Annotated in this window: 17 protein-coding genes; 9 read left to right on the top strand and 8 right to left on the bottom strand. The window is 60.0% G+C overall.

Features of this window, described 5'->3' with window-relative positions:
- The first annotated feature begins 237 nt into the window (after positions 1 to 237).
- Entirely contained in the window at positions 238 to 2,076 is a 1,839-nt protein-coding gene (locus H8F23_RS20935) for a sigma-54-dependent Fis family transcriptional regulator (protein WP_194935640.1), read from the top strand.
- A 174-nt stretch (positions 2,077 to 2,250) separates the two neighbouring features.
- Here the strand turns inward: H8F23_RS20935 and H8F23_RS20930 are convergent, their stop codons facing one another.
- The 3 genes from H8F23_RS20930 to H8F23_RS20920 form a co-directional block, all read right to left on the bottom strand.
- On the bottom strand, positions 2,251 to 3,468 hold the full coding sequence (locus tag H8F23_RS20930) for an MFS transporter (protein WP_194935639.1): 1,218 nt from the start codon (positions 3,466 to 3,468) through the stop codon (positions 2,251 to 2,253).
- A gap of 320 nt (positions 3,469 to 3,788) precedes the next feature.
- Positions 3,789 to 5,171: a cysteine--tRNA ligase gene (gene cysS / locus H8F23_RS20925; protein ID WP_194935638.1), complete on the bottom strand. Its 1,383-nt coding sequence runs from the start codon at positions 5,169 to 5,171 to the stop codon at positions 3,789 to 3,791.
- Between the two features lie 22 nt (positions 5,172 to 5,193).
- Positions 5,194 to 6,891, bottom strand: coding sequence for a glutamine--tRNA ligase/YqeY domain fusion protein (locus H8F23_RS20920; RefSeq protein WP_194935637.1), 1,698 nt, complete (start codon positions 6,889 to 6,891; stop codon positions 5,194 to 5,196).
- Positions 6,892 to 7,141: 250 nt separating this feature from the next.
- On the opposite strand from H8F23_RS20920, the gene H8F23_RS20915 reads away from it, so the two are divergent.
- Complete coding sequence (locus H8F23_RS20915; protein WP_093434208.1) at positions 7,142 to 7,648, top strand: peptidylprolyl isomerase; 507 nt, start codon at positions 7,142 to 7,144, stop codon at positions 7,646 to 7,648.
- Positions 7,645 to 8,391 (top strand): UDP-2,3-diacylglucosamine diphosphatase, encoded by a 747-nt coding sequence (gene lpxH, locus H8F23_RS20910; protein WP_194935636.1) that lies wholly within the window; start codon positions 7,645 to 7,647, stop codon positions 8,389 to 8,391. Before H8F23_RS20915 ends, lpxH begins: the two co-directional genes overlap by 4 nt.
- A 178-nt stretch (positions 8,392 to 8,569) precedes the next feature.
- On the opposite strand, the gene H8F23_RS20905 is transcribed toward lpxH, so the two are convergent.
- The 5 genes from H8F23_RS20905 to H8F23_RS20885 form a co-directional block, all read right to left on the bottom strand.
- The gene (locus H8F23_RS20905; RefSeq protein WP_016986555.1) at positions 8,570 to 10,099 is read right to left on the bottom strand and encodes a DHA2 family efflux MFS transporter permease subunit; all 1,530 of its coding nucleotides are present in this window, start codon (positions 10,097 to 10,099) and stop codon (positions 8,570 to 8,572) included.
- A 140-nt stretch (positions 10,100 to 10,239) separates the two neighbouring features.
- Positions 10,240 to 11,442 carry an HlyD family secretion protein gene (locus H8F23_RS20900; RefSeq protein WP_008082123.1) on the bottom strand — a complete coding sequence of 401 codons (1,203 nt, stop codon included), beginning with the start codon at positions 11,440 to 11,442 and terminating at the stop codon, positions 10,240 to 10,242.
- A 15-nt stretch (positions 11,443 to 11,457) separates the two neighbouring features.
- Complete coding sequence (locus tag H8F23_RS20895; RefSeq protein WP_194935635.1) at positions 11,458 to 12,927, bottom strand: efflux transporter outer membrane subunit; 1,470 nt, start codon at positions 12,925 to 12,927, stop codon at positions 11,458 to 11,460.
- Complete coding sequence (locus H8F23_RS20890) at positions 12,917 to 13,399, bottom strand: MarR family winged helix-turn-helix transcriptional regulator (RefSeq protein WP_095189882.1); 483 nt, start codon at positions 13,397 to 13,399, stop codon at positions 12,917 to 12,919. Before H8F23_RS20890 ends, H8F23_RS20895 begins: the two co-directional genes overlap by 11 nt.
- Positions 13,400 to 13,628: 229 nt before the next feature.
- On the bottom strand, positions 13,629 to 14,948 hold the full coding sequence (locus H8F23_RS20885) for a hypothetical protein (RefSeq protein ID WP_194935634.1): 1,320 nt from the start codon (positions 14,946 to 14,948) through the stop codon (positions 13,629 to 13,631).
- Between the two features lie 178 nt (positions 14,949 to 15,126).
- Between H8F23_RS20885 and H8F23_RS28945 the strand changes: the two genes are divergently transcribed.
- The 6 genes from H8F23_RS28945 (at position 15,127) to H8F23_RS20860 (ending at position 24,056) form a co-directional block, all read left to right on the top strand.
- Positions 15,127 to 15,729, top strand: coding sequence for a hypothetical protein (locus tag H8F23_RS28945; RefSeq protein WP_228759316.1), 603 nt, complete (start codon positions 15,127 to 15,129; stop codon positions 15,727 to 15,729).
- On the top strand, positions 15,719 to 16,102 hold the full coding sequence (locus tag H8F23_RS28940) for a fimbrial protein (RefSeq protein WP_228759315.1): 384 nt from the start codon (positions 15,719 to 15,721) through the stop codon (positions 16,100 to 16,102). The genes H8F23_RS28945 and H8F23_RS28940 overlap by 11 nt, the downstream gene beginning before the upstream one ends.
- 54 nt (positions 16,103 to 16,156) lie before the next feature.
- On the top strand, positions 16,157 to 18,958 hold the full coding sequence (locus H8F23_RS20875; protein WP_194935633.1) for an ATP-binding protein: 2,802 nt from the start codon (positions 16,157 to 16,159) through the stop codon (positions 18,956 to 18,958).
- Positions 18,945 to 20,132: an EAL domain-containing response regulator gene (locus H8F23_RS20870; protein WP_194935632.1), complete on the top strand. Its 1,188-nt coding sequence runs from the start codon at positions 18,945 to 18,947 to the stop codon at positions 20,130 to 20,132. The genes H8F23_RS20875 and H8F23_RS20870 overlap by 14 nt, the downstream gene beginning before the upstream one ends.
- Before the next feature lie 86 nt (positions 20,133 to 20,218).
- A complete protein-coding gene (locus H8F23_RS20865; protein ID WP_194935631.1) occupies positions 20,219 to 23,386 on the top strand; it encodes a hybrid sensor histidine kinase/response regulator in 3,168 nt (1,055 codons plus the stop codon).
- Between the two features lie 22 nt (positions 23,387 to 23,408).
- Positions 23,409 to 24,056 (top strand): response regulator, encoded by a 648-nt coding sequence (locus tag H8F23_RS20860; protein WP_110719356.1) that lies wholly within the window; start codon positions 23,409 to 23,411, stop codon positions 24,054 to 24,056.
- The last annotated feature ends 50 nt before the right edge of the window (positions 24,057 to 24,106 follow it).

Below are 24,106 nucleotides of genomic sequence, written 5' to 3'. Positions count from 1 at the left end.
GCGATTGACAATGAACAATAGTGAACAACACTCTATGAACGCTTTTTGCCCAACTCTGTGAACGCCAAAGATCCATTGTAGGCCTTCGCCTGCTCGCGATAGCGGTGTGTCAGTCGATGCAATTTTGTCTGATAGACCGCTATCGCGAGCAGGCTCACTCCTACAGGGGATCTGTGCAGGTTCCAAAGATCGGGTTCATAACAACAATAAAAATCGCTGCATCAGAGGCTGACTGCCATGGCCGCACCTGCCCCGCCGCTGTCCCACGACGCGATCGTCCAGACGTCCTGGCAACGTTGCCGCGCGTTCGGTCTCGACCACCAAAGCACGCCGGCCTTCGATCAACTGCCCGCCGCCAGCATCGCGCAGTTGCTCGACAGCCATCATTCGCTGGTGCAGACCACGCATCAGGAAGTCCTGCCCTATTACGAAAACATCCTCAGCAATTCCAACTGCCTGATCATGCTCGCCGACAATCAAGGCCAGGTGCTGACTTCGTGGGGCACGCAACGGTTTATCGAACCGAATCTGGCCCGGGGGTTTCAGGCTGGTGCAAGTTGGGTCGAGCGCACCAGCGGCACCAATGCGATCGGCACGGCGCTGGCCTGCGAGCAGGCGGTGCATATCGAACACGATGAACACTTTCTCAAAGCCAACCGCTTCATGACCGGTTCCGCTGCGCCGATTTTCGACGCCGAGCGCAAGGTCATAGCGGTGCTCGACGTGTCCAGCGACAGCTATCTGCCGCCCTCGCACACCTTGGGCATGGTCAAGATGATGAGCCAGACCGTGGAAAACCGGCTGATCCTCAACCTGTTCCATGGCCAGCATTTTCAACTGACCTTCAACACCGGGTTGAACAACCTCGACAGCCAGTGGGCCGGGTTGTTGATCTTTGATGAGAGTGGTCAAGTGCTATCGGCCAATCGTCGCGCCGACAATCTGCTCGGTGTGCGCTTGTCGCGGGTGAGCGTTGAAAGTCTGTTCAAGGTCTCGCTGCTGGAACTGATCAATCAGCCGGACGGGTTGCCGTTTGCTTTGCAGACGTCCGGGCGTAACAGGTTTCAGTGTTTGTTGAAGCGGCCGAAGCAAGCGTCGATTCAACCGCGCGTTTTTGCTGCTGAACCGAAAACCGCCGCGCCCACCGCCATCAGCCTCAACACCCTGCACTTCGGCGACAGCCGTGTGGAAAAAGCCGTACGACAGGCTGAGCGATTGCTGGAGAAAGACATTCCCCTGTTGATCCATGGCGAAACCGGGGTCGGCAAAGAGGTTTTTGTAAAAGCCTTGCACCAGGCCAGCTCTCGCAGCAAACAGGCGTTTATTGCCGTCAACTGCGCAGCGATCCCCGCCGAACTGGTCGAATCCGAGTTATTTGGCTACGAGAAAGGCGCGTTCACCGGCGCCAACCAGAAAGGCAGCATTGGGCTGATTCGCAAGGCTGACAGAGGCACACTGTTTCTCGACGAGATTGGTGATATGCCGTTGCCGACCCAAGCGCGGTTGCTGCGCGTGCTGCAAGAACGTTGCGTGCAACCGGTAGGCAGCAGCGAGTTGTTCCCGGTGGATTTGCGGATTATCTCGGCGACTAACCGCTCTTTGCGCGAACAAGTGCAATTGGGCCGGTTTCGTGAGGATTTGTATTACCGCATTGGTGGGCTGACGCTGGAACTGCCGCCGCTGCGCGAGCGCAGTGATAAGGAGGCGCTGTTTAAACGGTTGTGGGAGCAGCATCGTGAGCCGACGCAGTGGGCGGGGTTGAGCCAGGAGGTGCTGGAGCTGTTCAGCCGTCATCCGTGGCCGGGGAATTTACGTCAGGTCAGCAGCGTGATGCAGGTGGCACTGGCGATGGCCGAGGAGCAACCGGTCAGGCCGGAGCATTTGCCGGATGATTTTTTTGTCGATCTGGAGATGGAACCGGTGGAGAGCACGCCACCGCTGGGGGTTGATTTGAATGATGTGGAGGCGTTGAACCGGGAGCTGAAAGCGGCTGGGGGGAATATTTCGCATCTGGCGCGACGGTTGGGTGTTAGCCGCAACACCCTTTACAAGCGGTTGCGTCAGATTGAAGGTTGAGTGACCCCCTTCCCCTCACCCCAGCCCTCTCCCAAAGGAGAGGGAGCCGACCGAGGCGTCTGGCGCTGGACATCGACCTGAAAAAACCAGTCGATTATGGATTCAAAGCAGCACGTTCAGGTCGGTGTATCTCTCGAACATCCCCCAGTCAGTCCCCTCTCCAGGGGGAGAGGGTTAGGGTGAGGGCGAAAATTCCGGCTCAACATGCTCAGCCGAAGCCGCCTCCAATGTGCGCAACCCCATCAGTACAACCACCACCATCATCAAACCTGCACCAATAGCCACCGCAAATCCCGCGCGCGCGCCAAAGGCATCAATAACCAATCCCGCCAGCATGCCGCCGAGTGCAACACCTACGCTGATACCAGTAGTCATCCAGGTCAGCCCTTCCGTGATCCGTGACGGAGGAATAATGATCGTCCCCATTTTCATGACCACGACCATCGTCGGCGCAAACGAGATGCCGGCAATAAACAACGTCGCTGACAGGACATAAACGTCCGCTGCAAAAATCGGCAATACGCCGGTGAACGCCGTGACCAGTATTCCGATCAGGAACTGTTTTTCGATCGCCAGCGAAACCCTCATCGCACCAAACGTCAGGCCCGCCACCAGTGAGCCGAACGCATAGGCAGCGAGGATGAAGGTCGCTGCCCCCGGCCAGCCTTGCGCATTGGCGAAGGCGACGACGGCAACATCGATTGCTCCACCAATGACCCCCATCGCCAACAGCGCCAGAACAATGGTGCGCACGCCGGGAATCAGCAAGGTTGAGCCGCTATGGCTAGCGTGACCGACGACAACCTTGGGTTCAGTCTGGCGTTGCAGGAGAAACGCCGTCACCCCGACAGCCAACAGCCCGACCGCAACAAGGGGTCCGGCTTCGGCGAAAAAGCTCACGCTCAAACCAATCGCCAGTGGCGGGCCGATGATGTAAGCGAGTTCGGTCAGGACCGTGTCCAGCGAGAACGCCGTGTGCAACTGCGGCTTGCCGCGGAACAACTGCGACCATCGCGCGCGGATCATCGATGGCATGCTCGGCATCGTCCCCGCCAAGGCCGACAGCACAAAAAGCAGTGCGGCTGGAGCGCGTAAGTAGACGGCGGTGATCAGTGCCAACAACATCACGATACTGAAAGCCGTGACGACCGGCAGCACGCGACTCTGGCCACGCTGATCAACCAGTCTGGAGATGTGCGGACCGAGCAGCGCATTGGCCAGGGTGAACGTACCTGCGACTGTGCCGGCCAGCCAGTAAACGCCGGTTTGCTGCACCAGCATGGTGATGATGCCAATGCCGATCATTGCCTGCGGCAACCGCGCGATAGAGCTCGCGAGCACTAGCCCGGTGGCACCGGGGGTCGTTAGCAGCTCGCGATAGTGATTAGCCATGGTTTTTCCCTTACATGATCGTCGCCGCTCAGCATCCGGCTGAACGCGTTGCCGACATCAAGACCTACGCGAACGTCAAAAGCAACCCCAGCCCTCTCCCGGGGGGAGAGGGCGCTGACCGAGGTGTCTGGCGTTATACATCGACCTGAAAAACCTAGCTGATTATGGATTCAGCAAAAATCGCTCAGGTCGGCGTATTTCCTGAACATCCCCCAATCAGTCCCCTCTCCCTCTGGGAGAGGGCTAGGGTGAGGGGGTTTTCTTGCGCCCAAACAAAAACCCGCACTAGGCGGGTTTTGTTTTGAAGCCAAACACAGCAATCAGTCAGCCAGGCGCCAGGTAGTCCCACCCTTGCCGTCTTCCAACACAACGCCCATCGCCGTCAGCTGGTCACGGATACGATCGGACTCAGCCCAATCCTTCCCGGCCCGAGCCGCCAGACGCGCCGCAATCAGTGCATCAACCTCTGCCGCATCGACACGCCCTTCAGCGCCCGCCTGCAAGAAGTCATCGGCTTCGAGCTGCAACACACCCAACACGCTCGCCAGTTCTTTCAGTCGTGCCGCTAGGCCCGCCGCCGCATCAAGATCGCTCTCACGCAGACGGTTGATCTCACGCACCATCTCAAACAACACAGCGCAGGCTTCCGGCGTGCCGAAGTCGTCGTTCATCACCGAGGTGAAACGCTCGACGAAGGCTTCGCCGCCGGCCGGCGCCACTGTCGGCAGACCTTTCAACGCGTGGTAGAAACGCTCGAGTGCGCCTTTGGCGTCCTTGAGGTTGTCTTCCGAGTAGTTGATCGCGCTGCGGTAGTGGCTCGACACCAGCAGGTAACGCACGACTTCCGGGTGGTACTTTTCCAGCACGTCGCGAATGGTGAAGAAGTTGTTCAAGGACTTGGACATCTTCTCGCCATTGATGCGAATCATGCCGCAATGCATCCACGCGTTGGCGTAGGTCTTGCCGGTGGCCGCTTCGCTCTGGGCGATTTCGTTTTCGTGGTGCGGGAACTCGAGGTCGCTGCCGCCGCCATGAATGTCGAAGGTCTCACCGAGGCAGCAGGTGGACATCACCGAGCACTCGATGTGCCAACCCGGACGCCCGGCACCCCACGGCGATTCCCAGCTTGGCTCGCCCGGCTTGGCGGCTTTCCACAGCACGAAGTCCAGCGGGTCCTGTTTCGACTCGTCGACTTCGATGCGCGCGCCGATGCGCAGGTCTTCGATCTTCTTGCGCGACAGCTTGCCGTAGCCCATGAACTTGGCGACGCGGTAGTACACGTCACCGTTACCCGGGGCGTAGGCGTAACCCTTGTCGATCAAGGTCTGGATCATCGCGTGCATGCCCGGAATGTGATCCGTGGCGCGCGGTTCCATGTCCGGCTTCTTGATGTTCAGGCGCGCTTCGTCTTCGTGCATCGCGGCGATCATGCGCTCGGTCAACGCTTCGAACGATTCACCGTTCTCGTTGGCGCGGTTGATGATCTTGTCGTCGATGTCGGTGATGTTGCGCACGTAGGTCAGGTCGTAGCCGCTGAACCGCAACCAGCGGGTCACCAGGTCGAAAGCGACCATGCTGCGGCCGTGGCCAAGGTGGCAGTAGTCGTACACGGTCATCCCGCAGACGTACATGCGCACCTTGTTGCCATCCAGCGGCTTGAAGACTTCTTTGCTCTTGGTGAGCGTGTTGTAGATCGTCAGCACTTTATATTTCCTTGACGCTGAATCACTGGCCCCACGAATCACGCAGGGTCACGGTACGGTTGAATACCGGCTGACCTGGTTTCGAGTCCTTCATATCAGCAACGAAGTAGCCTTCGCGCTCGAACTGGAAACGGTCTTCCGGCTGTGCGTTGCCAAGCGATGGCTCCGCACGACAACCGGTCAGTACCTGCAGCGAATCAGGGTTGATGTTGTCGAGGAAACTCGCGCTGTCTTCAGCCTTCTCAGGGTTGGCCGAACGGAACAGGCGATCGTACAGACGCACTTCGCACTCGACGCTGGCGGCAGCCGGCACCCAGTGGATCACGCCTTTGACCTTGCGGCCTTCAGGGTTCTTGCCGAGGGTTTCCGGGTCGTACGAGCAACGCAGTTCGACGATGTTGCCATCGGCGTCCTTGATCGCTTCGTCGGCACGGATCACGTAGCTGCCGCGCAGACGCACTTCACCGGCCGGTTCCAGGCGCTTGTAGCCCTTCGGCGGCTCTTCCATGAAGTCATCACGGTCGATGTAGATTTCCCGGGCGAATGGCAGCGCGCGTACGCCCATGTCTTCTTTCGGGTGGCGCGGCAGTTCGAGGTTCTCGACCTGGCCTTCCGGGTAGTTGGTGATGACGACTTTCAGCGGACGCAGCACGCACATGGCGCGCGGCGCGGTCTGATCGAGGTCGTCACGGATGCTGAATTCGAGCATGCCGAAGTCAACCACGCCGTCGGAACGGTTGGTGCCGACCATTTCGCAGAAGTTGCGGATCGATTTCGGCGTGTAGCCACGGCGGCGGAAGCCCGACAGCGTGGACATGCGCGGATCGTCCCAGCCATGCACGTGCTTTTCATCGACCAGTTGCTTGAGCTTGCGCTTGCTGGTGATGGTGTAGTTGAGGTTCAGGCGGCTGAACTCGTACTGACGCGGGTGCGCCGGCACTGGCAAGGCATCGAGGAACCACTCGTACAGCGGACGATGGCTTTCGAACTCCAGGGTGCAGATCGAGTGGGTGATGCCTTCGATGGCGTCCGACTGACCGTGGGTGAAGTCGTAGTTCGGGTAGATGCACCACTTGTCGCCGGTCTGGTGGTGATGGGCGTGGCGGATGCGGTACATGATCGGGTCGCGCAGGTTCATGTTCGGCGAGGCCATGTCGATCTTCGCGCGCAGCACGCGGGCGCCGTCCGGGAACTCACCGGCACGCATGCGGGCGAACCAGTCGAGGTTCTCTTCCACCGAACGGTCGCGGAACGGGCTGTTCTTGCCCGGCTCGGTCAGGCTGCCACGGTATTCCTTGGCTTGCTCTGGGGTCAGGTCGTCGACGTAGGCCTTGCCGGCCTTGATCAGCTCCACCGCCCAGTCATGCAACTGGTCGAAATACTGCGAGGCGTAGCGCACTTCGCCGGACCACTCGAAACCCAGCCATTTGACGTCGGCTTCGATTGCGTCGATGTATTCCTGGTCTTCCTTGGCCGGGTTGGTGTCGTCGAAACGCAGGTGCGTGACGCCGCCGAACTCCTGGGCCAGGCCGAAGTTCACGCAGATCGACTTGGCGTGGCCGATGTGCAGGTAGCCGTTGGGCTCAGGCGGAAAACGGGTGACGATCTGGGTGTGCTTGCCCGAGTCCAGGTCTGCCTGGATGATCGGCCGCAGGAAATTGACCGGCACGGCAGGGCCGGACTTGGCATTCGAGGTAGGGTCGACAGTGGGCTTGCTCATAGGATCCTTGACTTACATGTGCGCGGCCGCAGAGGGGGCCAGACAAAACAAAGCCGCTATCATAGCCGATGCTGTCAAGGGGCTGACAGAGCACGGCCTATAAAGGAGCGCATTTAATCGCAGGGATTTGGAAAAACTGCCTCGAAATTCGCGCCTGTCACGCTAAACTGCGCACCTTGGCCCACGGGCTGAACCGGTAGCGGGCGCAAATGTCCCATTGCCCACGAATTCCTTATAAAGAGTAGCGATCATGACTCAAGTTAAATTGACCACCAATCATGGCGACATCGTCATCGAACTGAACGCTGAAAAGGCGCCGATCACCGTCGCCAACTTCATCGAATACGTCAACGCCGGTCACTACGAAAACACCGTTTTCCACCGTGTCATCGGTAACTTCATGATCCAGGGCGGCGGTTTCGAGCCAGGCATGAAGGAAAAGAAAGACAAGCGTCCAAGCATCCAGAACGAAGCTGACAACGGTCTTTCCAACGACAAATACACCGTTGCCATGGCCCGTACCATGGAGCCGCATTCGGCTTCCGCGCAATTCTTCATCAACGTCGCCGACAACACCTTCCTCAACCACAGCGGCAAGAACGTGCAGGGCTGGGGCTACGCAGTATTCGGTAAAGTGACCGCAGGTACTGACGTTGTCGACAAGATCAAAGGTGTTTCGACCACTTCCAAGGCCGGCCACCAGGACGTACCAGCAGACGACGTGATCATCGAGAAAGCCGAGATCATCGAAGCGTGATATTGCTGATTTCAGACTTGCATCTGGAAGAGGAGCGCCCGGACATTACCCGGGCGTTTCTGGATTTGCTCGCCGGACGCGCCCGCTCGGCGAGTGCGTTGTACATTCTCGGCGACTTCTTCGAAGCGTGGATTGGCGACGACGCCATGACGCCCTTCCAGCGCTCCATCTGCCAGGCCCTGCGCGAACTCAGCGACAGCGGCACGGCCATATTTCTGATGCACGGCAATCGCGACTTCATGCTCGGCAAGGCCTTCTGCAAGCAGGCCGGCTGTACGTTGTTGAAGGACCCGAGTGTCGTGCAGTTTTACGGCGAGCCGGTGCTGTTGATGCACGGCGACAGCCTGTGCACCCGCGACGTCGGCTATATGAAGCTGCGGCGTTACCTGCGCAACCCGATCACCCGGTTTATCCTGCGCAACCTGCCGCTGAGTACACGCCACAAACTGGCGCGCAAGCTGCGCAGCGAAAGCCGTGCACAGACGCGGATGAAGGCCAACGACATTGTCGATGTCACGCCGGAGGAAATTCCGCGGATCATGCAGGAATTTGGCGTGAAAACCCTGATTCACGGGCATACGCACCGCCCGGCGATCCACAAGTTGCAGCTTGGTGAACAAGCGGCGAAGCGGATTGTGTTGGGGGATTGGGATAGCCAGGGTTGGGCGTTGCAGGTGGATGAGAGCGGGTACGCCTTGGCGCCGTTCGACTTCGCCCCGCCGCTGGCTTTGCCGCACGGCTAAAAGCTTTACCCCCTCACCCCAGCCCTCTCCCCCAGGGGGGCGAGGGGGAAAGGGAGCTGACCGCATGCAGTTCAAAACCTGAGTTCGGCTCGGTATTGCAAGTCGGTGTACCTCGAACATCCACCACGGTCAGTCCCCTCTCCCTCCGGGAGAGGGTTAGGGTGAGGGGCTTTTGACCTTAATGCCCAGAAGCAGCCGGCCCTGCCTTGGCAGCAAACGGCGGTTTCGCCAGCCACACAATCAGAATCAACCCCATAAACCCCCAGCCCAGCAGCGTGAAGTAATCCACGGTAGAGAGCATGTAAGCCTGACTGGTCAAAATCTGATCCATCTGCGCATAAGCCGATTGGCTCGCCCCGCCCAAATGATTCAAGGTCTCGCGAGTCGCCGGCTCGAAGGTGCTGATGCTCTCACTCATATACGCATGATGCTGATCGGCCCGACGAATCCAGATCCACGTGGTCAGCGACGCCGCAAAGCTACCGCCCAACGTCCGCAGGAAAGTCGCCAGACCCGCGCCATCGGCAATCTGACTCGGCGGCAGGTCCGACATCAGAATGCTCAACGTCGGCATGAAGAACAGCGCCACGCCAATGCCCATGAACAACTGCACCAAAGCAATGTGCTGGAAATCCACCTCGTTGGTGAATCCCGCCCGCATAAAGCAGCTCAAGCCAATCGCCAGAAACGCCAGCCCGGCCAGTAAACGCAGGTCGAACTTGTTCGCGTACTTGCCGACAAACGGCGACAGCAGCACCGGCAGAATGCCGATCGGCGCTACGGCCAGACCGGCCCAGGTCGCGGTGTAGCCCATTTGCGTCTGCAACCACTGCGGCAGGATCAGGTTGATGCCGAAGAACCCGGCGTAACCCAGCACCAACACCAGCGTGCCGATGCGGAAGTTGCGGTAGGCGAACAGCCGCAGGTTGACCACCGGGTGCTGGTCGGTCATTTCCCAGATAACAAACACCGCCAGCGCAATCACCGAAATCGCCGCGCCGATGATGATGAAGTTCGACTCGAACCAGTCCAGATCATTGCCCTTATCGAGGATCACCTGTAACGCGCCGACGCCGATGATCAGCGTGATCAGTCCGACGTAATCCATCGGCTGACGGCTGGTCTCCACCGGGCGTTTGGCCAATTGCGAGCGCACCACCATCACCGCAAAAATCCCGATCGGCACGTTGATGAAGAAGATCCACGGCCAGCTGTAACTGTCGGTAATCCAGCCGCCAAGAATCGGCCCGGCAATCGGCGCAACCACCGTGACCATCGCCAGTAACGCCAGGGCCATGCCTCGCCTCGCGGGCGGATAGACCGCGATCAACAGGGTTTGCGTCATCGGGTACAGCGGCCCGGCGACCAGACCTTGCAGGACACGGAAGCCGATCAGTTCCGGCATCGACGTCGAGATACCGCAGAGGAACGAGGCCAGCACAAACAGAATGGTGGCCCAGAGAAACAGCTTCACCTCACCGAAGCGGCGGCTGAGCCAACCGGTCAGCGGCAGCGCAATCGCGTTGCTCACGGCGAACGAGGTGATCACCCAGGTGCCCTGCTCCGAACTCACCCCGAGGTTGCCGGAAATCGTTGGCAGCGCCACGTTGGCAATGGTGGTGTCGAGCACTTGCATGAACGTCGCCAGCGACAGGCCGATGGTGCTGAGCAACAGGCTGGGCGGCGTGAAAGAGGCGTTATTGCTCATTGTGAATCCTATGAAACCAGGTTGACGCCGCCCTCTTGTGGGAGCGAGCTTGCTCGCGAAGGCGGCCTGTCAGACAAATCAATGCTGAATGACACACCGCTTTCGCGAGCAAGCTCGCTCCCACAGGGTCAGGGTCGATATCAGCGTTGCGCGGTTTTGCTCACCGCGGCGCTGTTGTCGTGGATCAGCTGCGCAATCATCGCGTCGGCTTCGGCCAGTTGGCGGTCGTAGACGTTGGTGCTGAACGACGCTTTCTGCGGTGGCTGCTGCGCCAGTACCGGGCCGCTCTGGTCGTGCAGATTCACTTCAACATTGGTCGACAGACCGACACGCAGCGGGTGCTTGGCCAGCTCTTCGGCGTTGATGTGAATCCGCACCGGTACACGCTGCACGATCTTGATCCAGTTACCGGTGGCGTTCTGCGCCGGTAGCAGGGCAAACGCGCTGCCGGTGCCGGCACCGAGGCTGTCGACGGTGCCGCTGTATTTCACGTCGCTGCCGTAGATATCGGATTCGATATCGACCGGCTGACCGATGCGCATGTCACGCAGTTGGGTTTCCTTGAAGTTGGCGTCGATCCATAGCTGATCCAGCGGAATCACCGCCATCAACGCCGTGCCCGGCTGCACGCGCTGACCGAGTTGCACAGTGCGCTTGGCGACGTAACCGGTGACCGGCGCGATCAAAGTGCTGCGGGCATTGGTCAGGTAAGCCTGACGCAGATCTGCAGCCGCCGACATCACGTCCGGATGCGACGACACCACGGTGTCATCGACCAGAGCGCTGGTGGTTTTCAGTTGCTGCTTGGCGTTGGCCAGGGCGTTTTGCGCCGAGGTCAGGTCGTCGCGAGCGTGGGACAGTTCTTCCTGGGAAATCGCCCCGCCCTGCGCCAGGTTTTTCCGCCGGTTGTAGTTGTCCTGCGCCTTCTGCACTTCGGCCTGTTGCGCGTTGACCTGGGCTTTCATGCCGTCAACGTTGCTGTACAGACCACGCACCTGACGCACGGTGCGCGCCAGTTTTGCTTGCGCACTTTGGAGGCCGACTTCGGCATCGTTGGGGTCGAAGTTGATCAGCACCTGACCTTCGTGAACCAGATCACCATCGTCAGCACCGATGCTGACCACGGTGCCGGTCACCAGCGGGGTGATTTCGACGACGTTGCCGTTGACGTAGGCGTCGTCGGTGCTTTCGTTGAAGCGCCCGATGAATTCGTGATACGCCCAGACGCCGGCGCAGGCGAGTGCAACCACAACGGCCAGCACCAGCAGCATGACTTTGCGTTTGCGCGGGTTGCCGGTGTCCGGGGTGTTGCCTTGAGCTTGGGTGTTTTCGGCAGTGGCCATGACAAGTACCTTGAATTAGTTGTGCGGCGTGGCTGGGCTGGCGTTGGCTGCGGTCAGGGTTTGCCCCTGGAAGCCGCCGCCCAGCGCTTGCATCAGTTGAATCGACAGGTCGATCTGCTCGGCATTGAGGGTGGCCAGTTGACGCTGGGCCTGCAGCAATTGCTGCTCGATGCTGAGCACGTCCAGGTAGTTGCCGATGCCGGAACCGTAACGCTGGACGACGGTGTTGTAAGAATCCTGGGCAATGTCAGTGGCGTGTTGCTGCGCGCCGATCTGCCGGCCGATGTCACGCAACTGGTTGATCGTGTCGCTGACATCGCCCAGTGCTTTCACCAGACTTTTGTTGTACTGCGCCACCGCCAGATCGTAATCGGCGTCGCGCGCATCGAGGTTGGCGCGCAGGCGTCCGCCGTCGAAGATCGGCACCGAAATGGTCGGGGCAATGTTGAAGAAGCGACTGGCCGAACCGAACATCGCGTCACCCAACAAAGACTCGGCACCGGCCGAGGCCGACAGGTTCAAGTTGGGATAGAAGCGGGTTTTCGCCGAGTCGATATCCTTGCTCGCCGCTTCAACGCGCCAGCGCGCAGCGACCAGATCCGGGCGACGACCGAGCAGTTCCGCCGGCAGCACCGACGGCACGGCGACCGCGCTGGCTTGCAGGACTTTCGGTCGGGCAATTTCGTTGCCGCGATCCGGGCCTTTGCCGAGCAGCACGGCCAGGGCGATCTTGGCGCTGTTCAAGCGTTTTTCTGCGTCGATCAGGCTGGCTTCGGAACTGGCTTCCAGACTTTGTGTTTGCTGGAACTGGTACTGACTGTCGATCCCGGAACTCAGGCGACGCTGGCTCAAATCGAGCATCTGTTTGGTGCGCTTGAGGTCTTCGTTCGCCAGGTCATAAACGATGTGCGCCTGACCGAGATCGCTGTAGGCACGAGCGACATCGGCGGCAAGCGTCAACTGCGCAGCCTGACGATCAACTTCAGCGGCGCGGGCCTGACCGAGTGCAGCTTCCCAGGCATCACGCTGGCCGCCCCAGAGGTCGAAGTTGTAATTGAACCCGGCGCTGACGTTACGCACGGTGGCGTAGGCATCGCCCTGCCCTCGCGGGTCCTGATCCTTGGCCAGACGCGAACGGCTAATGCCGGCGCTGGCGTCGAGGGTCGGATAGCGCTCGGCATCGGCGGCGTACGCAGCGGCGTTGGCCTGATGCGCGCGGGCTTCGGCGATTTGCATGTCCGGGCTGTCGTGCAGGGCTTCGCGGATCAAGCCGTCGAGTTGCGGATCGCCGAGGCTGGTCCACCAGTCGCTTTTCGGCCACGCGGCCGGCGACAGGGTCACGCCGTTGAGGGATTGGCTGACGTTGAGGCTTTTCGCATCAAGGCTTTTGCCTTGAGTGTCGAGGCCGCTGTAGTTGGCGCAGCCGGCGAGGATCATCGCCGACAGCAACAGCGTCAGGCTGCTGCGCAAGGTTTTACCGCTCATTGTGTTCACCTAACCGCTGAATGGTGATCGGGTCACCGGCTGCCAGCAGGATTTTCTTGAGGATGTATTCCAGGGTCTTCAACTCGTCCGGAGTGACGGCACCGGCCAGTTCATTCATTGCATCGGCGCCGATGTGCGGCAGGCGATCGGCCAATTGCTGGCCTTGCTCGGTCAGCTTCAGTTGCACCTGACGGCGATCGCCTTCGCTGCGGTGGCGAGCCAGAAAGCCCTTCTGCTCCAGACGATCGAGCATGCGTGTCATCGAACCGCTGTCGAGCGACAGATGCCGGCACAGCTCGGCCGGGGTATCGACGCCGAACTGGGCCATGATGATCAACACCTTGAACTGCGCGGCGGTGATGCCGTGGGGTTCCATGTGGGTATCGATGATCCGGTCCTTGAGCAGCGCCGCACGGCCAAGCAACAGGCCGAGATGGCAATGTTTGAATTCGTCCGGGGTGAAATGCTTCATTTGCTCACCTAATAACTGCCTAGGCAGTGAATGTATGTCGAGATGTTACTGCCTAGGCAGCGAATGTCAACGTAATAGTTAGCAGGCTTGGTAATTAATTGATCAGTGGAGTGGGTTTTTGTGGCGCTCAGGCGGACGCCATCGCGAGCAGGCTCACTCCTACAAGGGAACGAATTTCAAATGTAGGAGTGAGCCTGCTCGCGATTGGAGCGACTCGGTGTGAAGTCGGTCAGGATTCGTCAGAAGGATGCACAGGTGGCGGCTGCACCGGATGCACCGCACGCCCCCGCAACGCAGTGGCCACATACCCAAACGCCCGCTTGCTCACCGCATAAATGCTGTGCCAGCCCGGCGGTGCCGGCTCGATGGCAGCATGCAACGCTCGCGCATAATCGAGCACCAGTCCGGGCGTCCAGGCCATCACTTCGGCGCGCTTGCGCACTTGCGCGGCAACCCAGAACTCGGGGCTGAAAATGACCCGGGCGAAATCCAGCATGCTCGAATGCCCCCGGTTCATCGCCCCTTCCAAGGCCGCTTCGAGGCTATGGGCGACAGCACTGGAACAATTGCGACTGGTCAGGTTGTACGTGCTGTTCTGCCGATACTCCGTCCAGAACGCATGCAGGCGCCGGGCGTCGTAATGGGCAAAACTGACCTGCACCGAAGACGGACACCAGTCCGCCACCTCGCCGACATAGTCCGGCAGAAACCGGCCGGCGACGTCGTTGTTCGGCGTCGCCCGCAGCAAGCGCACGAAATCCCCCGCCGAACGATCGATGTCGTCCTGCGGGTAATGGCTGATGTAAATGTCCGGCCCGCATTCCAGCGCCGCATGGCCGGCGGAAATCACGCCGTTGATATCGACCGCCGCGATGTAGCGGTTGAGCAGGCGATTGCGCACCAGGGTGTCGTCGACGGTGCCGCTGGGGGTCCAGACGTGAATCACCATCGCGTCGCTGCTGGTCGGCGCACTCACTGCAGCAGGACTCGTCAGCGGCAGCTGGTTTTTGAAGCGCACCGCTTGGCGCAACAAGGCACAGCCCGAGAGAAACAGGCTCATGCCAATGCAAAACGGCACCGTGCCCTTGTACAGCGTCGGATACGGTTCGAGGATAAACACGCCAAAGCCGATTTCGAACAGCCCCGCCAGCAGCGACACTCGCCAACCGACAAAGCGCACCACCAGCGCAGCCGCCAGCCTGAAGCCCCCATCAATGATGAAAGCCCCGCCAAACAGCACCGCCAGAATCAGCCCGGCGGCGTGTTGCCGGTCGACGATCAGCAGCCCCAGCAAGAGAAACGCCAGTCCTCGCGCTCTGCGCAGGGCCGCAGCGGTCCCGGCTTGCGGTGCCGGCACCAGCAGCAGGATCAGCGCTTCGAGCAGCAACAGATAGCCGAAGAGATGCAGCGGAAAATACAGAACGCCGTCCAGCGCATCAATGAAGATGCCCACACCGGCCGCGCCCCAGACAATGCCCGTCAGCGCCAGCGCGGACCAACGTTTGCGGACAAAGTCGTGACCGAGCAAGACCATACTCAAGCGGACCATATGACCTCTCTGGTGAATCGGGGACCGCACAACCTGCAAGGTTTTCAGGCTTCGGTGAGTCTAATACATCGCCGCGTTTACGCAGGCGCGGGAGCGTGTTCTAAGAATCGCCTGATGTCCATCGGCAAACGGCGTGTTTAACGTACGCCGCTCTTTGGCCAATTACGTAAACCCCTTCATGAAGCGTTTCAAACTCCAGCGCCCGCTCCTGTTTTGTATCGCAGCCAGCTTGCTTGCCTGCGCCTCGAGCGTGATGGCCGGCAGCTGTGTTGCAGTCAACTCAAAGACTGAAACCCTCAATTTTGGCGCCAGTCTCGCCAGTTCCACTCTGACCATTCCTGCCGATACACCCAATGGCACCGTTGTCTATCAGGACACCTTGCAGTCAACCGCCCATATCTGGAGCTGCTCGAAGATTTCCCTGTTTGGCATTCAGATGAATCCGAAACTGGGCACTGCTACCGGTAAGGACAGTATTTTTCCGCTGGGCAAGAGCGGACTGTCTTACCGCGTCTGGTTCGAAGCCCTGAGCCGTTACGAAACAGCTTTGCAAGCCATCGCCGCCAACTCCGCCTATGGCTTCGGCGCGAACTCTGTGCGCCTGGAAATCATCAAGACCGGCGAGCTGACGTCGAAAGTCAACATCGACGCGGGGTATCTGGGCAGCCTGCAGAGCGATGATCTGATCCTGAAGAAACTTAACCTGATGAACCCAATCGTGCTGAACACCGCCTCCTGCCAGACCCCTTCCGTCCCGGTCGCGATGGGCGATGGGCGATGACTATCAACTCCAGGACTTTAGCGACGCGGGCGCCAAACCCCGCACCGTGCGCTTCGACATTGCCCTGAACCAGTGCCAGACCGGCATCAAGAAAGTCACCTATTCACTCAAAGCCACCACGCCCGTCATCGACGCGACCAAGGGCATCGTCGCGCTCAACAGCACCTCCACCGCCAGCGGCATCGGCCTGCAATTGATGAACGACGTCGGGCAACCGATCGCATTCGATACCACCTACCCGTTCAACGCCTTCACCACCACCGGCACCGATTTCAAGATCCCGTTAACCGCCGCGTACTACCGTCTGCCCACGGGCGAACTCAAGGCCGGCAGCGCCAACACCGAAGTCACCTTCATCGTCAACTACCTCTAGCATTCTAAGGATCGTCTGATTTTCCCCGCTCCCTGCCCTCCCTAGAGTGCCGGGATGAGATTGAAGAACTACCTCCATCAGATCAGCCCGCTCCTGTCCTCGCCCGATGCGGCGCGGCGTCTGCTGCGCATTTTTGCCCTGGTGCTGCTGGTGGGTATTCTCGGCGGCGTCTACAGCTTCCTGCTGTTTACCTTCAACAATGAGATTTCCCAACGGCGCAGCTACATGAGCAGCGCCATCGCCGAAGCGCATACCTTTTTCACCACCCGCGAAGCACTGCTGGAAAGCCTGAGCCTGTCGGCCACACGCAAGGCGAAATTAAACGTGCCGGTGTCCGAAGAAGAAATCCGTTTGCTGCTGGGGCAAACGCCGGGCAAGCAATGGAGCATCTGGCTGACCCAGCGCATGCGCGATTACCTGAAAGCCAAGCAGCTCAATCTGCTGTATGTCAGCAATGGCGGTCATGTATTGCGGCTATACAACGCGACACCGCTGGTCGTCGGTTTGCCACAGGCCACGCTGGATCAGCTGGAAGCGCTCAAGCTCACAGCGACCTTGTCGGAACTGTGGCTGACCCATGCCGCAGACGGCCACTCGCGGCTGTACATCTTCATCCGCCTGGATGAACGCGACGTCCACTCCGGCTGGCTTGGTCTGGAAATGGACGACCGCGAAGTCTCCAGCGCCCTGAACGACCACAGTGCCGGCGAGTTCACCATGTTCAACTCACAAGGCAAACCGCTGTTCAGCAACAGCCACAAACCACCGCCAGAACAGCACCTGCCATTGCTGCGACAACAGGATTTTTTCGGCTTCGTCGGCGATGGCTGGCTGCCCGAGCAATTGGTGTTGCGCAAGCAGCTGAAATCGTCGGACTGGCAGCTCACCTACTCCATCGACTTGCTGGCGGTGCTGCGCGCCCTGTGGCCGCAAATGCTCGGCGCGCTGATGTTCTGTGTGTTGAGTATCAGCCTGGTGTGCCTGTTGGTCCGCCGTCTGGAGCATCGTTTCATCACCCCGGCGATCCAGCGCATTCAGGCGCTGGTGGAGAGCGAACTGTTCAGCCGCGACGTGATTCAGACCGCCCCCGTGGCGCTGTGCGTGTTGCGCCGCAGTGACGGTCAGGTGGTGCTGGATAACACCCTCGCGCGGCAATGGCTGGGCCCGTGCAGCGAGCAACTGGGGGCTGGCTGGATCCGCGATGCGTTTGACGACAACACGCCCTGCCTGACTGACTACTTCGAGACCGCCGACGGTCGTCACCTGTACCTGAGCTGCTCACCCACCCGCTACAAGGGTGAAGACGTCTTGCTCTGCGCGTTCAGCGATATCAGCGCTCGGCGACAGATCGAAGCAGCACTGGAACAGGCACGCCAATCGGCCGATGCCGCCAACGAAGCCAAAACCTTGTTTCTGGCGACCATGAGCCACGAAATCCGCACCCCGCTCTACGGTGTACTGGGCACCCTGGAATTGCTCGCGCGCACGCAGCTGGACACTCAGCAAAAAAGTTACCTACGGGCGATCGAGGGATCATCGGCGACGTTGCTGCAGTTGATTTGCGACGTGCTCGATGTATCGAAGATCGAGGCCGGGCAACTGGCGCTGGAGCTGAGCGAGTTTTCCGTCCCGGAACTGGTGCACGAAGTGGTGCAAGGCTATGCCGCCGCCGCGCAAAGCAAAGGCCTGCAACTCTATGCCTGCCTTGATCCGCAACTGCCCGAGTGCCTGCTGGGCGATGTCAGTCGGGTGCGACAGATCCTCAACAATCTGCTGAGTAACGCGGTCAAGTTCACCGATTCCGGGCGCGTGGTATTGCGGGTCAGACTGCTCGCTCGCGAAGGCGAACGCGTGAGCTTGCAATGGCAGGTTTCCGACACCGGCAAAGGCATCGCCCATGACGATCAGGCGTTTATTTTCGAGCCGTTCTACCAGACCACCGGCAACACCAATGTGGTCGCCGGCACCGGCCTCGGTCTGCCCATTTGCCAACGTCTGACGCACTTGATGAACGGCACTCTGCGCATGGTCAGCGAGCCGGGCCTGGGCAGCAGTTTTTCCCTGAGCGTGCCGCTGGAGCAACGCTGCGGCAACGCACCTTCTACTGCTTTGCCGCCCTTGGCCGCGGACCTCGTCTATGTCGTTTCGCCTGTGCGCGAACTGGCCGACAGCATCAGTGGCTGGTTGCGCCGCTGGGGCGCCCGCGCGCATATCGGCGCACCGGATGGCATTGAGCCGGATGCGACGGCGGTGCTGCTGGAACTCTATCCCGCAGCCTTCGGACAGCGCCCGAACCTGGCATGGCGTGGGCCGCGCGTACTGGCCAGCGGTGACGGCGCTCATGAGCCGCAGTTCAGCGGCGACGGCTGGCAGGTCAATCTGAATGATCTGCTGGCGATTCAACGCGCCGTTCGCCAGGCCCAGAGCGGCCAGATCGTTCACCGCCCGCAAGACAGTGAACCCCACGCGATGCGTCCGTTGCGCCTGCACATTCTGGTGGCCGAAGACAACGTCATCAATCAGTTGATCCTGCGCGATCAGCTCGAAGAACTGGGCTGCACGGTGGCGCTGGCCAGCGATGGCGAAGAGGCTTTGGCGCTCTGGCCCGACGCTGCGTTCGACATCGTCCTGACCGACGTCAACATGCCTCGCCTCAACGGTTACGAACTGGTCAAAGCCCTGCGGCGCCTCGGTTGCAGCATTCCGATCATCGGCGCGACCGCCAACGCCCTGCGTGGCGAGGACGCGCTGTGTCTGGCTGCCGGCATGAATCACTGCCTGGTCAAACCTTTTACGCTTCGAGCCTTGTTCGCTGTCCTGGCTCCCTACGAACGAGTCGCCCATGAAGCCCTGTAGCATTCTGATTGTCGAAGATCACCCCTTCCAGCATCTGTACTTGCAGAACCTGTTCAGCGAGTTGGGCGACTTCGATCTGGCCTGTGCCAAGGACGGCGAAGAAGCACTGGATTGCCTGAAACAACGCGACTTCGATCTGGTGCTCACCGACCTGCTGATGCCGGGCATGGACGGTGTGCAATTTATTCAGGGCCTCGCCGCGCAACGTTCGCGTCCGGCGCTGGCGATCATGAGCGCCGCCTCACGGCGCATGCTGATGGGCGCGAGCCTGGTGGCGAGCAACCTGCAGGTGAAAGTCATCGGGCTGATTTCGAAACCGGTGAATGCTGCCGCCCTGCGTTGCCTGATCGATCAATTGCAGGCGCTGCGCCAGAGCGTCCCGGCGGCGAGCCATCCCGGCATCGATCGCCAGAGTATCTGCAACGCCCTCGACAACGGTGAACTGCAAGCCTGGTTTCAACCGAAGAAGGCTTTGAACAATGGCCGGATCGTCGCCGCCGAAGCGCTGGTACGCTGGAATCATCCTGAACATGGCACGCTGTTGCCCGGGGTATTTTTGCCAGCGTTGATTGCGTTCGGTCTCGAGGAGCCGTTGCTCTGGTGCGTGCTGAAACAGGCGATCGCCGCCCAAGCCATCTGGCGCGAACAGGGCTATGACATTCCGGTCTCGGTCAACCTGCCCACGCATTTGCTCAACAGCCACGACCTGCCCGACCGCATCCTCGCCTTCGTGCTTGCTCATCAAGGCCTGCCCGCGCGAATCTGTTTCGAATTGATGGAGTGCTCGGTGCCCGATGACATCAGCAATTTCTACGCCGGCGCGTGCCGTCTGCGGATCAAGGGTTTTGGCCTGTCGCAGGACGATTTCGGCAAGGGCTACAGCTCGTACATGAACCTGGTGTCGGCGCCGTTCACCGAACTGAAAATCGATCGCGCGCTAGTGCAAGGCTGCAACGCCAACGCCGAACTCGCGCAGGCGCTGACCAGCATTGTCAGCCTCGGTCGCCAATTGGGCCTGACGGTGGTGGCCGAAGGTGTAGAAACCGCACAAGAACTTGCTCTGTTGCGTAAAATCGACTGCACTCAGGTTCAGGGTTTCCTGATCTCCCACGCCGTTTCTGCCGATCAGTTCCAGCACTTGCTGACCCACGACGGGCCGGCGAATGTCTATTGAACGGCACGTGGCTGTTGTTGAACGTCGCTCGCTACCGAGGTCACTGTGTCCCAAGGCTGCCCCATCTCCGCTGGTCAGGCGCTGTAATGCCGCATACCAATGCATTTCTGGACAAACTGGCCAGCAGTTCGCTGCGTTTGAACAAAAGTCTGCTGCTGCTCGGCGCACTGGTGTTGCTGCTGTTGGGCATCAGCTATGTGGGGGTGCTGCGCATGCTCGAAGAGCAACGCGACACCCTGCAGTTTCACTTCGCCCGATTGATGGAGAACATCCACGAGCAGGAAGTGTTTCTGCGCGATATCTCGCAAGCCAGTACCAAGGGTCGATATTTCCCTTTGGTGGTGTTGCCCACCTATTCGCAAAAGCTGCTGCCCGATGAAGGCCCGAATATCTATGAAGGTCGCGGCTTGCCGTTTTCACTGCCGTTCAGTGTAAAGATCGATCCGAACAGAATCGCCGCCGACCAATACCCCAAGGTTTTCGCGCTGGGCAGTTATCTGGCCGCCTACTACAGCGCGTTCTGGGCGGCGTCGCACTATCAGTCGCCGCAAGTGATCCTGCTCAATGGCCCCGACAATTTCGACGTGGCCGTGCCCTCCGCCGGACGCTTGCGCGGTGCCGGCCCGATGCAGATCGGCGCGTTTGCTCAAGTGATGAGCCAGGTGAACCAGCATGCACGCGAGCAGCCGTCATCAGTCCCGGATCATCAAGTGCATTGGGTGCCCTACCCGCCCACTCAGGACAGCGAGTCAACACCGACGCTGCTGGCCTACGTCAGGATCAATCTGCTCCAGCCAACGCTTACCATTGAGGGAGCCGATTCCTGGGTAGTGGTCGGCACGTTGCTGAAACTGTCTCAGGTCAACAACATCGAGCGATTGATGGAGTGGTCGATTTACGACGACTTCACCTTGATCACCCCGGCCGGAGTGGTCTTGACCGGCGCACAGAGATCCGATCAGGTACTGGATGAAGGGATAAATTTCGACCGTGACGGTCTGGTGTTCAAGCTGAGCAGCCCCGGCGCACAGCACTGGACCGCGATCTACGTCATCAGCCTGCGCAGTTTTCTCAGTTACGCGCTGTGGCCATTGCTGTGCCTGGTGGCCGTGGTGCTGGCTCTGCTCGGTTGCGGTCGGGTCATCAATCGCTGGTACACCGCTCGGGTGATCATCCCCGCGCAAAGTGCGCACGCGAGCATTGCCGAAAGCGAGGCCTTCAGCCGGGCGGTGATCGACACCGCACCGACCGGCCTCTGTGTGATTCGCCGCAGCGATCACCACGTGCTCCTGGAAAACCAGCGCGCCCAGCAATGGCACGACAGCAGCCGTTTGATGAGCCTGCTCAAGTCACACAGCGAGTCCGGCCATGCCGATCTGGAAATCGACGGGCGTCATCTGCATCTGGCTTTCGTCTCGACGCGCTATCAAGGCCAGGATGCCTGGTTGTGTGCGTTGCATGACGTGACCCGGCATATCGAAGACGCCGCCGCCCTGGAAGAAGCCCGCCAGGCCGCCGACTCGGCCAACCAGGCCAAGAGCCGCTTCCTCGCCACCATGAGCCATGAAATTCGCACGCCGCTCTACGGCGTGCTGGGCACCCTCGAATTGCTCGGTCTGACACCGCTCGCCCCGCGCCAGCAGGATTATCTGGACACCATCCAGCGTTCATCCGCCAGCCTGTTCAAGCTGATCAGCGATGTGCTGGATGTGTCGAAGATCGAGGCCGGGCAAATGACCCTCGAGCTTGAGGACTTCTGCCCGCTGGAGCTGACTGAAGATGTCGTGCGTACTTACAGCGCATTTGCCCGCGCCAAAGGCCTGCAACTGTATGCCTGCATCGATTCGGGCTTGCCGGATCAACTGCGCGGTGACCCGTTGCGCATCCGCCAGATCCTCAACAACCTGCTGAGCAACGCGATCAAGTTCACCGACAACGGTCGCGTGGTGCTGCGCGTGCGAGTGTTGCAAAACGCCGCTGGCAGCGCCCAAGTGCAATGGCAGGTCAGCGACTCGGGGGTGGGAATTTCCCCGGCGCAGCAACAGCAATTGTTCGACCCGTTCTATCAGGTCAACGATGCCGACAGTCAGGCCGGCGCGGGTCTGGGCCTGGCCATTTGCAAATGGCTGTGCGAGTTGATGGACGGCCAGTTGAGCGTGGTCAGCGAACCGGGACTGGGCAGCAGTTTTACCCTGCAACTCACGCTGGAGAACAGGCCGGGCAGTTTGGCCGACTGCCCCGCCTTCGTGGCCGGCAGCCCCGCCGTTTATGTACGCGCACCGATCAGCGAACTGGCGCTGCACCTGATGGCCTGGCTCAACCGTTTTGGTCTGGATTGCCGCTTGGTGACGACCGAGATGCCGCCACTCTCGGCGCTGCTGGTGGACCTCACGCCTCTCGACAACGCTCCGCACTGGAGCGGGCCACGGATCCTCGCTTTGTCGGGCGGCCCAAATCCGGCGCAACTGAATGGCCCCGACTGGGCGGTCGATGCCGACGATGTGCGCGCGATTGCCTGGGCGATTTATCTGGCACAACACGGCGCCAATGCGCAGCGCCCAACCGCATTGCAGGCAAAGACCCGCCCACTGAATCTGCAGGTGCTGGTGGCCGAAGACAACGTGATCAACGCGGCGATCATCAAGGAACAACTGGAGGCTCTGGGCTGCTCGGTGGTCGTCGCCGCGAATGGCGAACAAGCCCTGGCGCAGTGGGCGCCCGGCCGCTTCGACCTGCTGCTGACCGACGTCAACATGCCGGTGATGAACGGCTACCGACTGGCCGAAGCGGTGCGCCAACAGGACGCCACGCTGCCGATCATCGGCGTCACCGCCAACGCCCTGCGCGAAGAAGGCGAACGCTGCGCCGCCGTCGGCATGAACGCGTGGATGGTCAAGCCGCTGAACCTCGCTACCCTGCGCACGCAACTTGAGCAACATTGCAAAATCACTGTGGTACCCGTTATCGATACCCCGCCGTCGCTATCTGCAAAAATGCGCGAGTTGTTTGTCACCACCCTGCGCCAGGATATTCAGACCACCCTGACGGCACTGGATGCCGCCGACGCCAACAGCGTGGCGCAGCAACTGCACAGCATGGCGGGGGCGCTAGGGGCAGTGCAGATCAACGCCTTGGCCAGCGCGTTTGTCGAACTGGAATGTCGCTTGACCGGCATGGCCGTGACGCCCGCTCTGGCCGTGGCGGTGCGACAAAATCTGACGCGGCTGCAAGATCTGCTTGACTCCCTCGAATAACTTCACTCTGGATAAATCACTCATGGAAACCTTCAACGTTGTCATTGCCGATGATCATCCCATCGTTCTGCTGGGGGTACGGGAACTGGTTGAGCGTGACCAACGCTTTCGCGTGGTGGGCGAAGCCGTTGGCTCCGATGAGCTGATCAAGCTGCTGGAGACTAAGCCTGTAGATCTGTTGATCACCGACTTCAACATGCCTGCCGATTCGACCTACGGTGACGGCCTGAAACTGGTGGAGTACCTGATAAGGCACTTTCCCAAGGTTCGAGTGCTGGTACTGACGATGATTTCCAATCCATTGATTCTGACGCGCCTGCAGGAGCTGGGCGTGCTGGCAGTCATTCAGAAAAACCAGTTGCACGACGAAATCGAGACCGCACTCAAAGCCATTGCCAAAGGCAACCCGGTGCGCTGGCAGGCACCCGCGCCGACATCCGTAGTGAACGACGGCGCTGATCTGGATGAACGCTTTTCCCGGTTGTCGCCCAAGGAGCATGAAATTCTGCGTTTGTTCGTTCAGGGCCAAGGCGTCAACGACATTGCCCGTCACTTGAACAGAAGTGCTAAAACCATCAGTACGCAAAAAATATCGGCAATGCGCAAACTGGAAGTCAGCAGTGATCAGGAGTTATTGACTTATTGCATCGAGCGCAACTTGTTCAACTAATCAAACGGATATTGAACTGAAACTTCCGCACATCTAGGAATCGTCTGATG

Origin of the sequence: Pseudomonas neuropathica (assembly GCF_015461835.1) — a bacterium.
Classification (GTDB): Bacteria; Pseudomonadota; Gammaproteobacteria; order Pseudomonadales; family Pseudomonadaceae; genus Aquipseudomonas; species Aquipseudomonas neuropathica.
This window is presented reverse-complemented; position numbering and strand designations above follow the sequence as displayed.

What these genes read in the sequence shown, in the direction of transcription:
- H8F23_RS20935 (WP_194935640.1), top strand. Translation starts at nt 238, where the DNA reads ATGGCCGCACCTGCCCCGCCGCTGTCCCACGACGCGATCGTCCAGACG.
- H8F23_RS28940 (WP_228759315.1), top strand. Translation starts at nt 15,719, where the DNA reads ATGGGCGATGACTATCAACTCCAGGACTTTAGCGACGCGGGCGCCAAA.
- H8F23_RS20865 (WP_194935631.1), top strand. Translation starts at nt 20,219, where the DNA reads ATGCCGCATACCAATGCATTTCTGGACAAACTGGCCAGCAGTTCGCTG.
- H8F23_RS20885 (WP_194935634.1), bottom strand. Translation starts at nt 14,948, where the DNA reads ATGGTCCGCTTGAGTATGGTCTTGCTCGGTCACGACTTTGTCCGCAAA.
- H8F23_RS20905 (WP_016986555.1), bottom strand. Translation starts at nt 10,099, where the DNA reads ATGAGCAATAACGCCTCTTTCACGCCGCCCAGCCTGTTGCTCAGCACC.
- H8F23_RS20920 (WP_194935637.1), bottom strand. Translation starts at nt 6,891, where the DNA reads ATGAGCAAGCCCACTGTCGACCCTACCTCGAATGCCAAGTCCGGCCCT.
- H8F23_RS20875 (WP_194935633.1), top strand. Translation starts at nt 16,157, where the DNA reads ATGAGATTGAAGAACTACCTCCATCAGATCAGCCCGCTCCTGTCCTCG.
- H8F23_RS28945 (WP_228759316.1), top strand. Translation starts at nt 15,127, where the DNA reads ATGAAGCGTTTCAAACTCCAGCGCCCGCTCCTGTTTTGTATCGCAGCC.
- H8F23_RS20870 (WP_194935632.1), top strand. Translation starts at nt 18,945, where the DNA reads ATGAAGCCCTGTAGCATTCTGATTGTCGAAGATCACCCCTTCCAGCAT.
- H8F23_RS20900 (WP_008082123.1), bottom strand. Translation starts at nt 11,442, where the DNA reads ATGGCCACTGCCGAAAACACCCAAGCTCAAGGCAACACCCCGGACACC.
- H8F23_RS20860 (WP_110719356.1), top strand. Translation starts at nt 23,409, where the DNA reads ATGGAAACCTTCAACGTTGTCATTGCCGATGATCATCCCATCGTTCTG.
- H8F23_RS20895 (WP_194935635.1), bottom strand. Translation starts at nt 12,927, where the DNA reads ATGAGCGGTAAAACCTTGCGCAGCAGCCTGACGCTGTTGCTGTCGGCG.
- H8F23_RS20890 (WP_095189882.1), bottom strand. Translation starts at nt 13,399, where the DNA reads ATGAAGCATTTCACCCCGGACGAATTCAAACATTGCCATCTCGGCCTG.
- H8F23_RS20915 (WP_093434208.1), top strand. Translation starts at nt 7,142, where the DNA reads ATGACTCAAGTTAAATTGACCACCAATCATGGCGACATCGTCATCGAA.
- H8F23_RS20930 (WP_194935639.1), bottom strand. Translation starts at nt 3,468, where the DNA reads ATGGCTAATCACTATCGCGAGCTGCTAACGACCCCCGGTGCCACCGGG.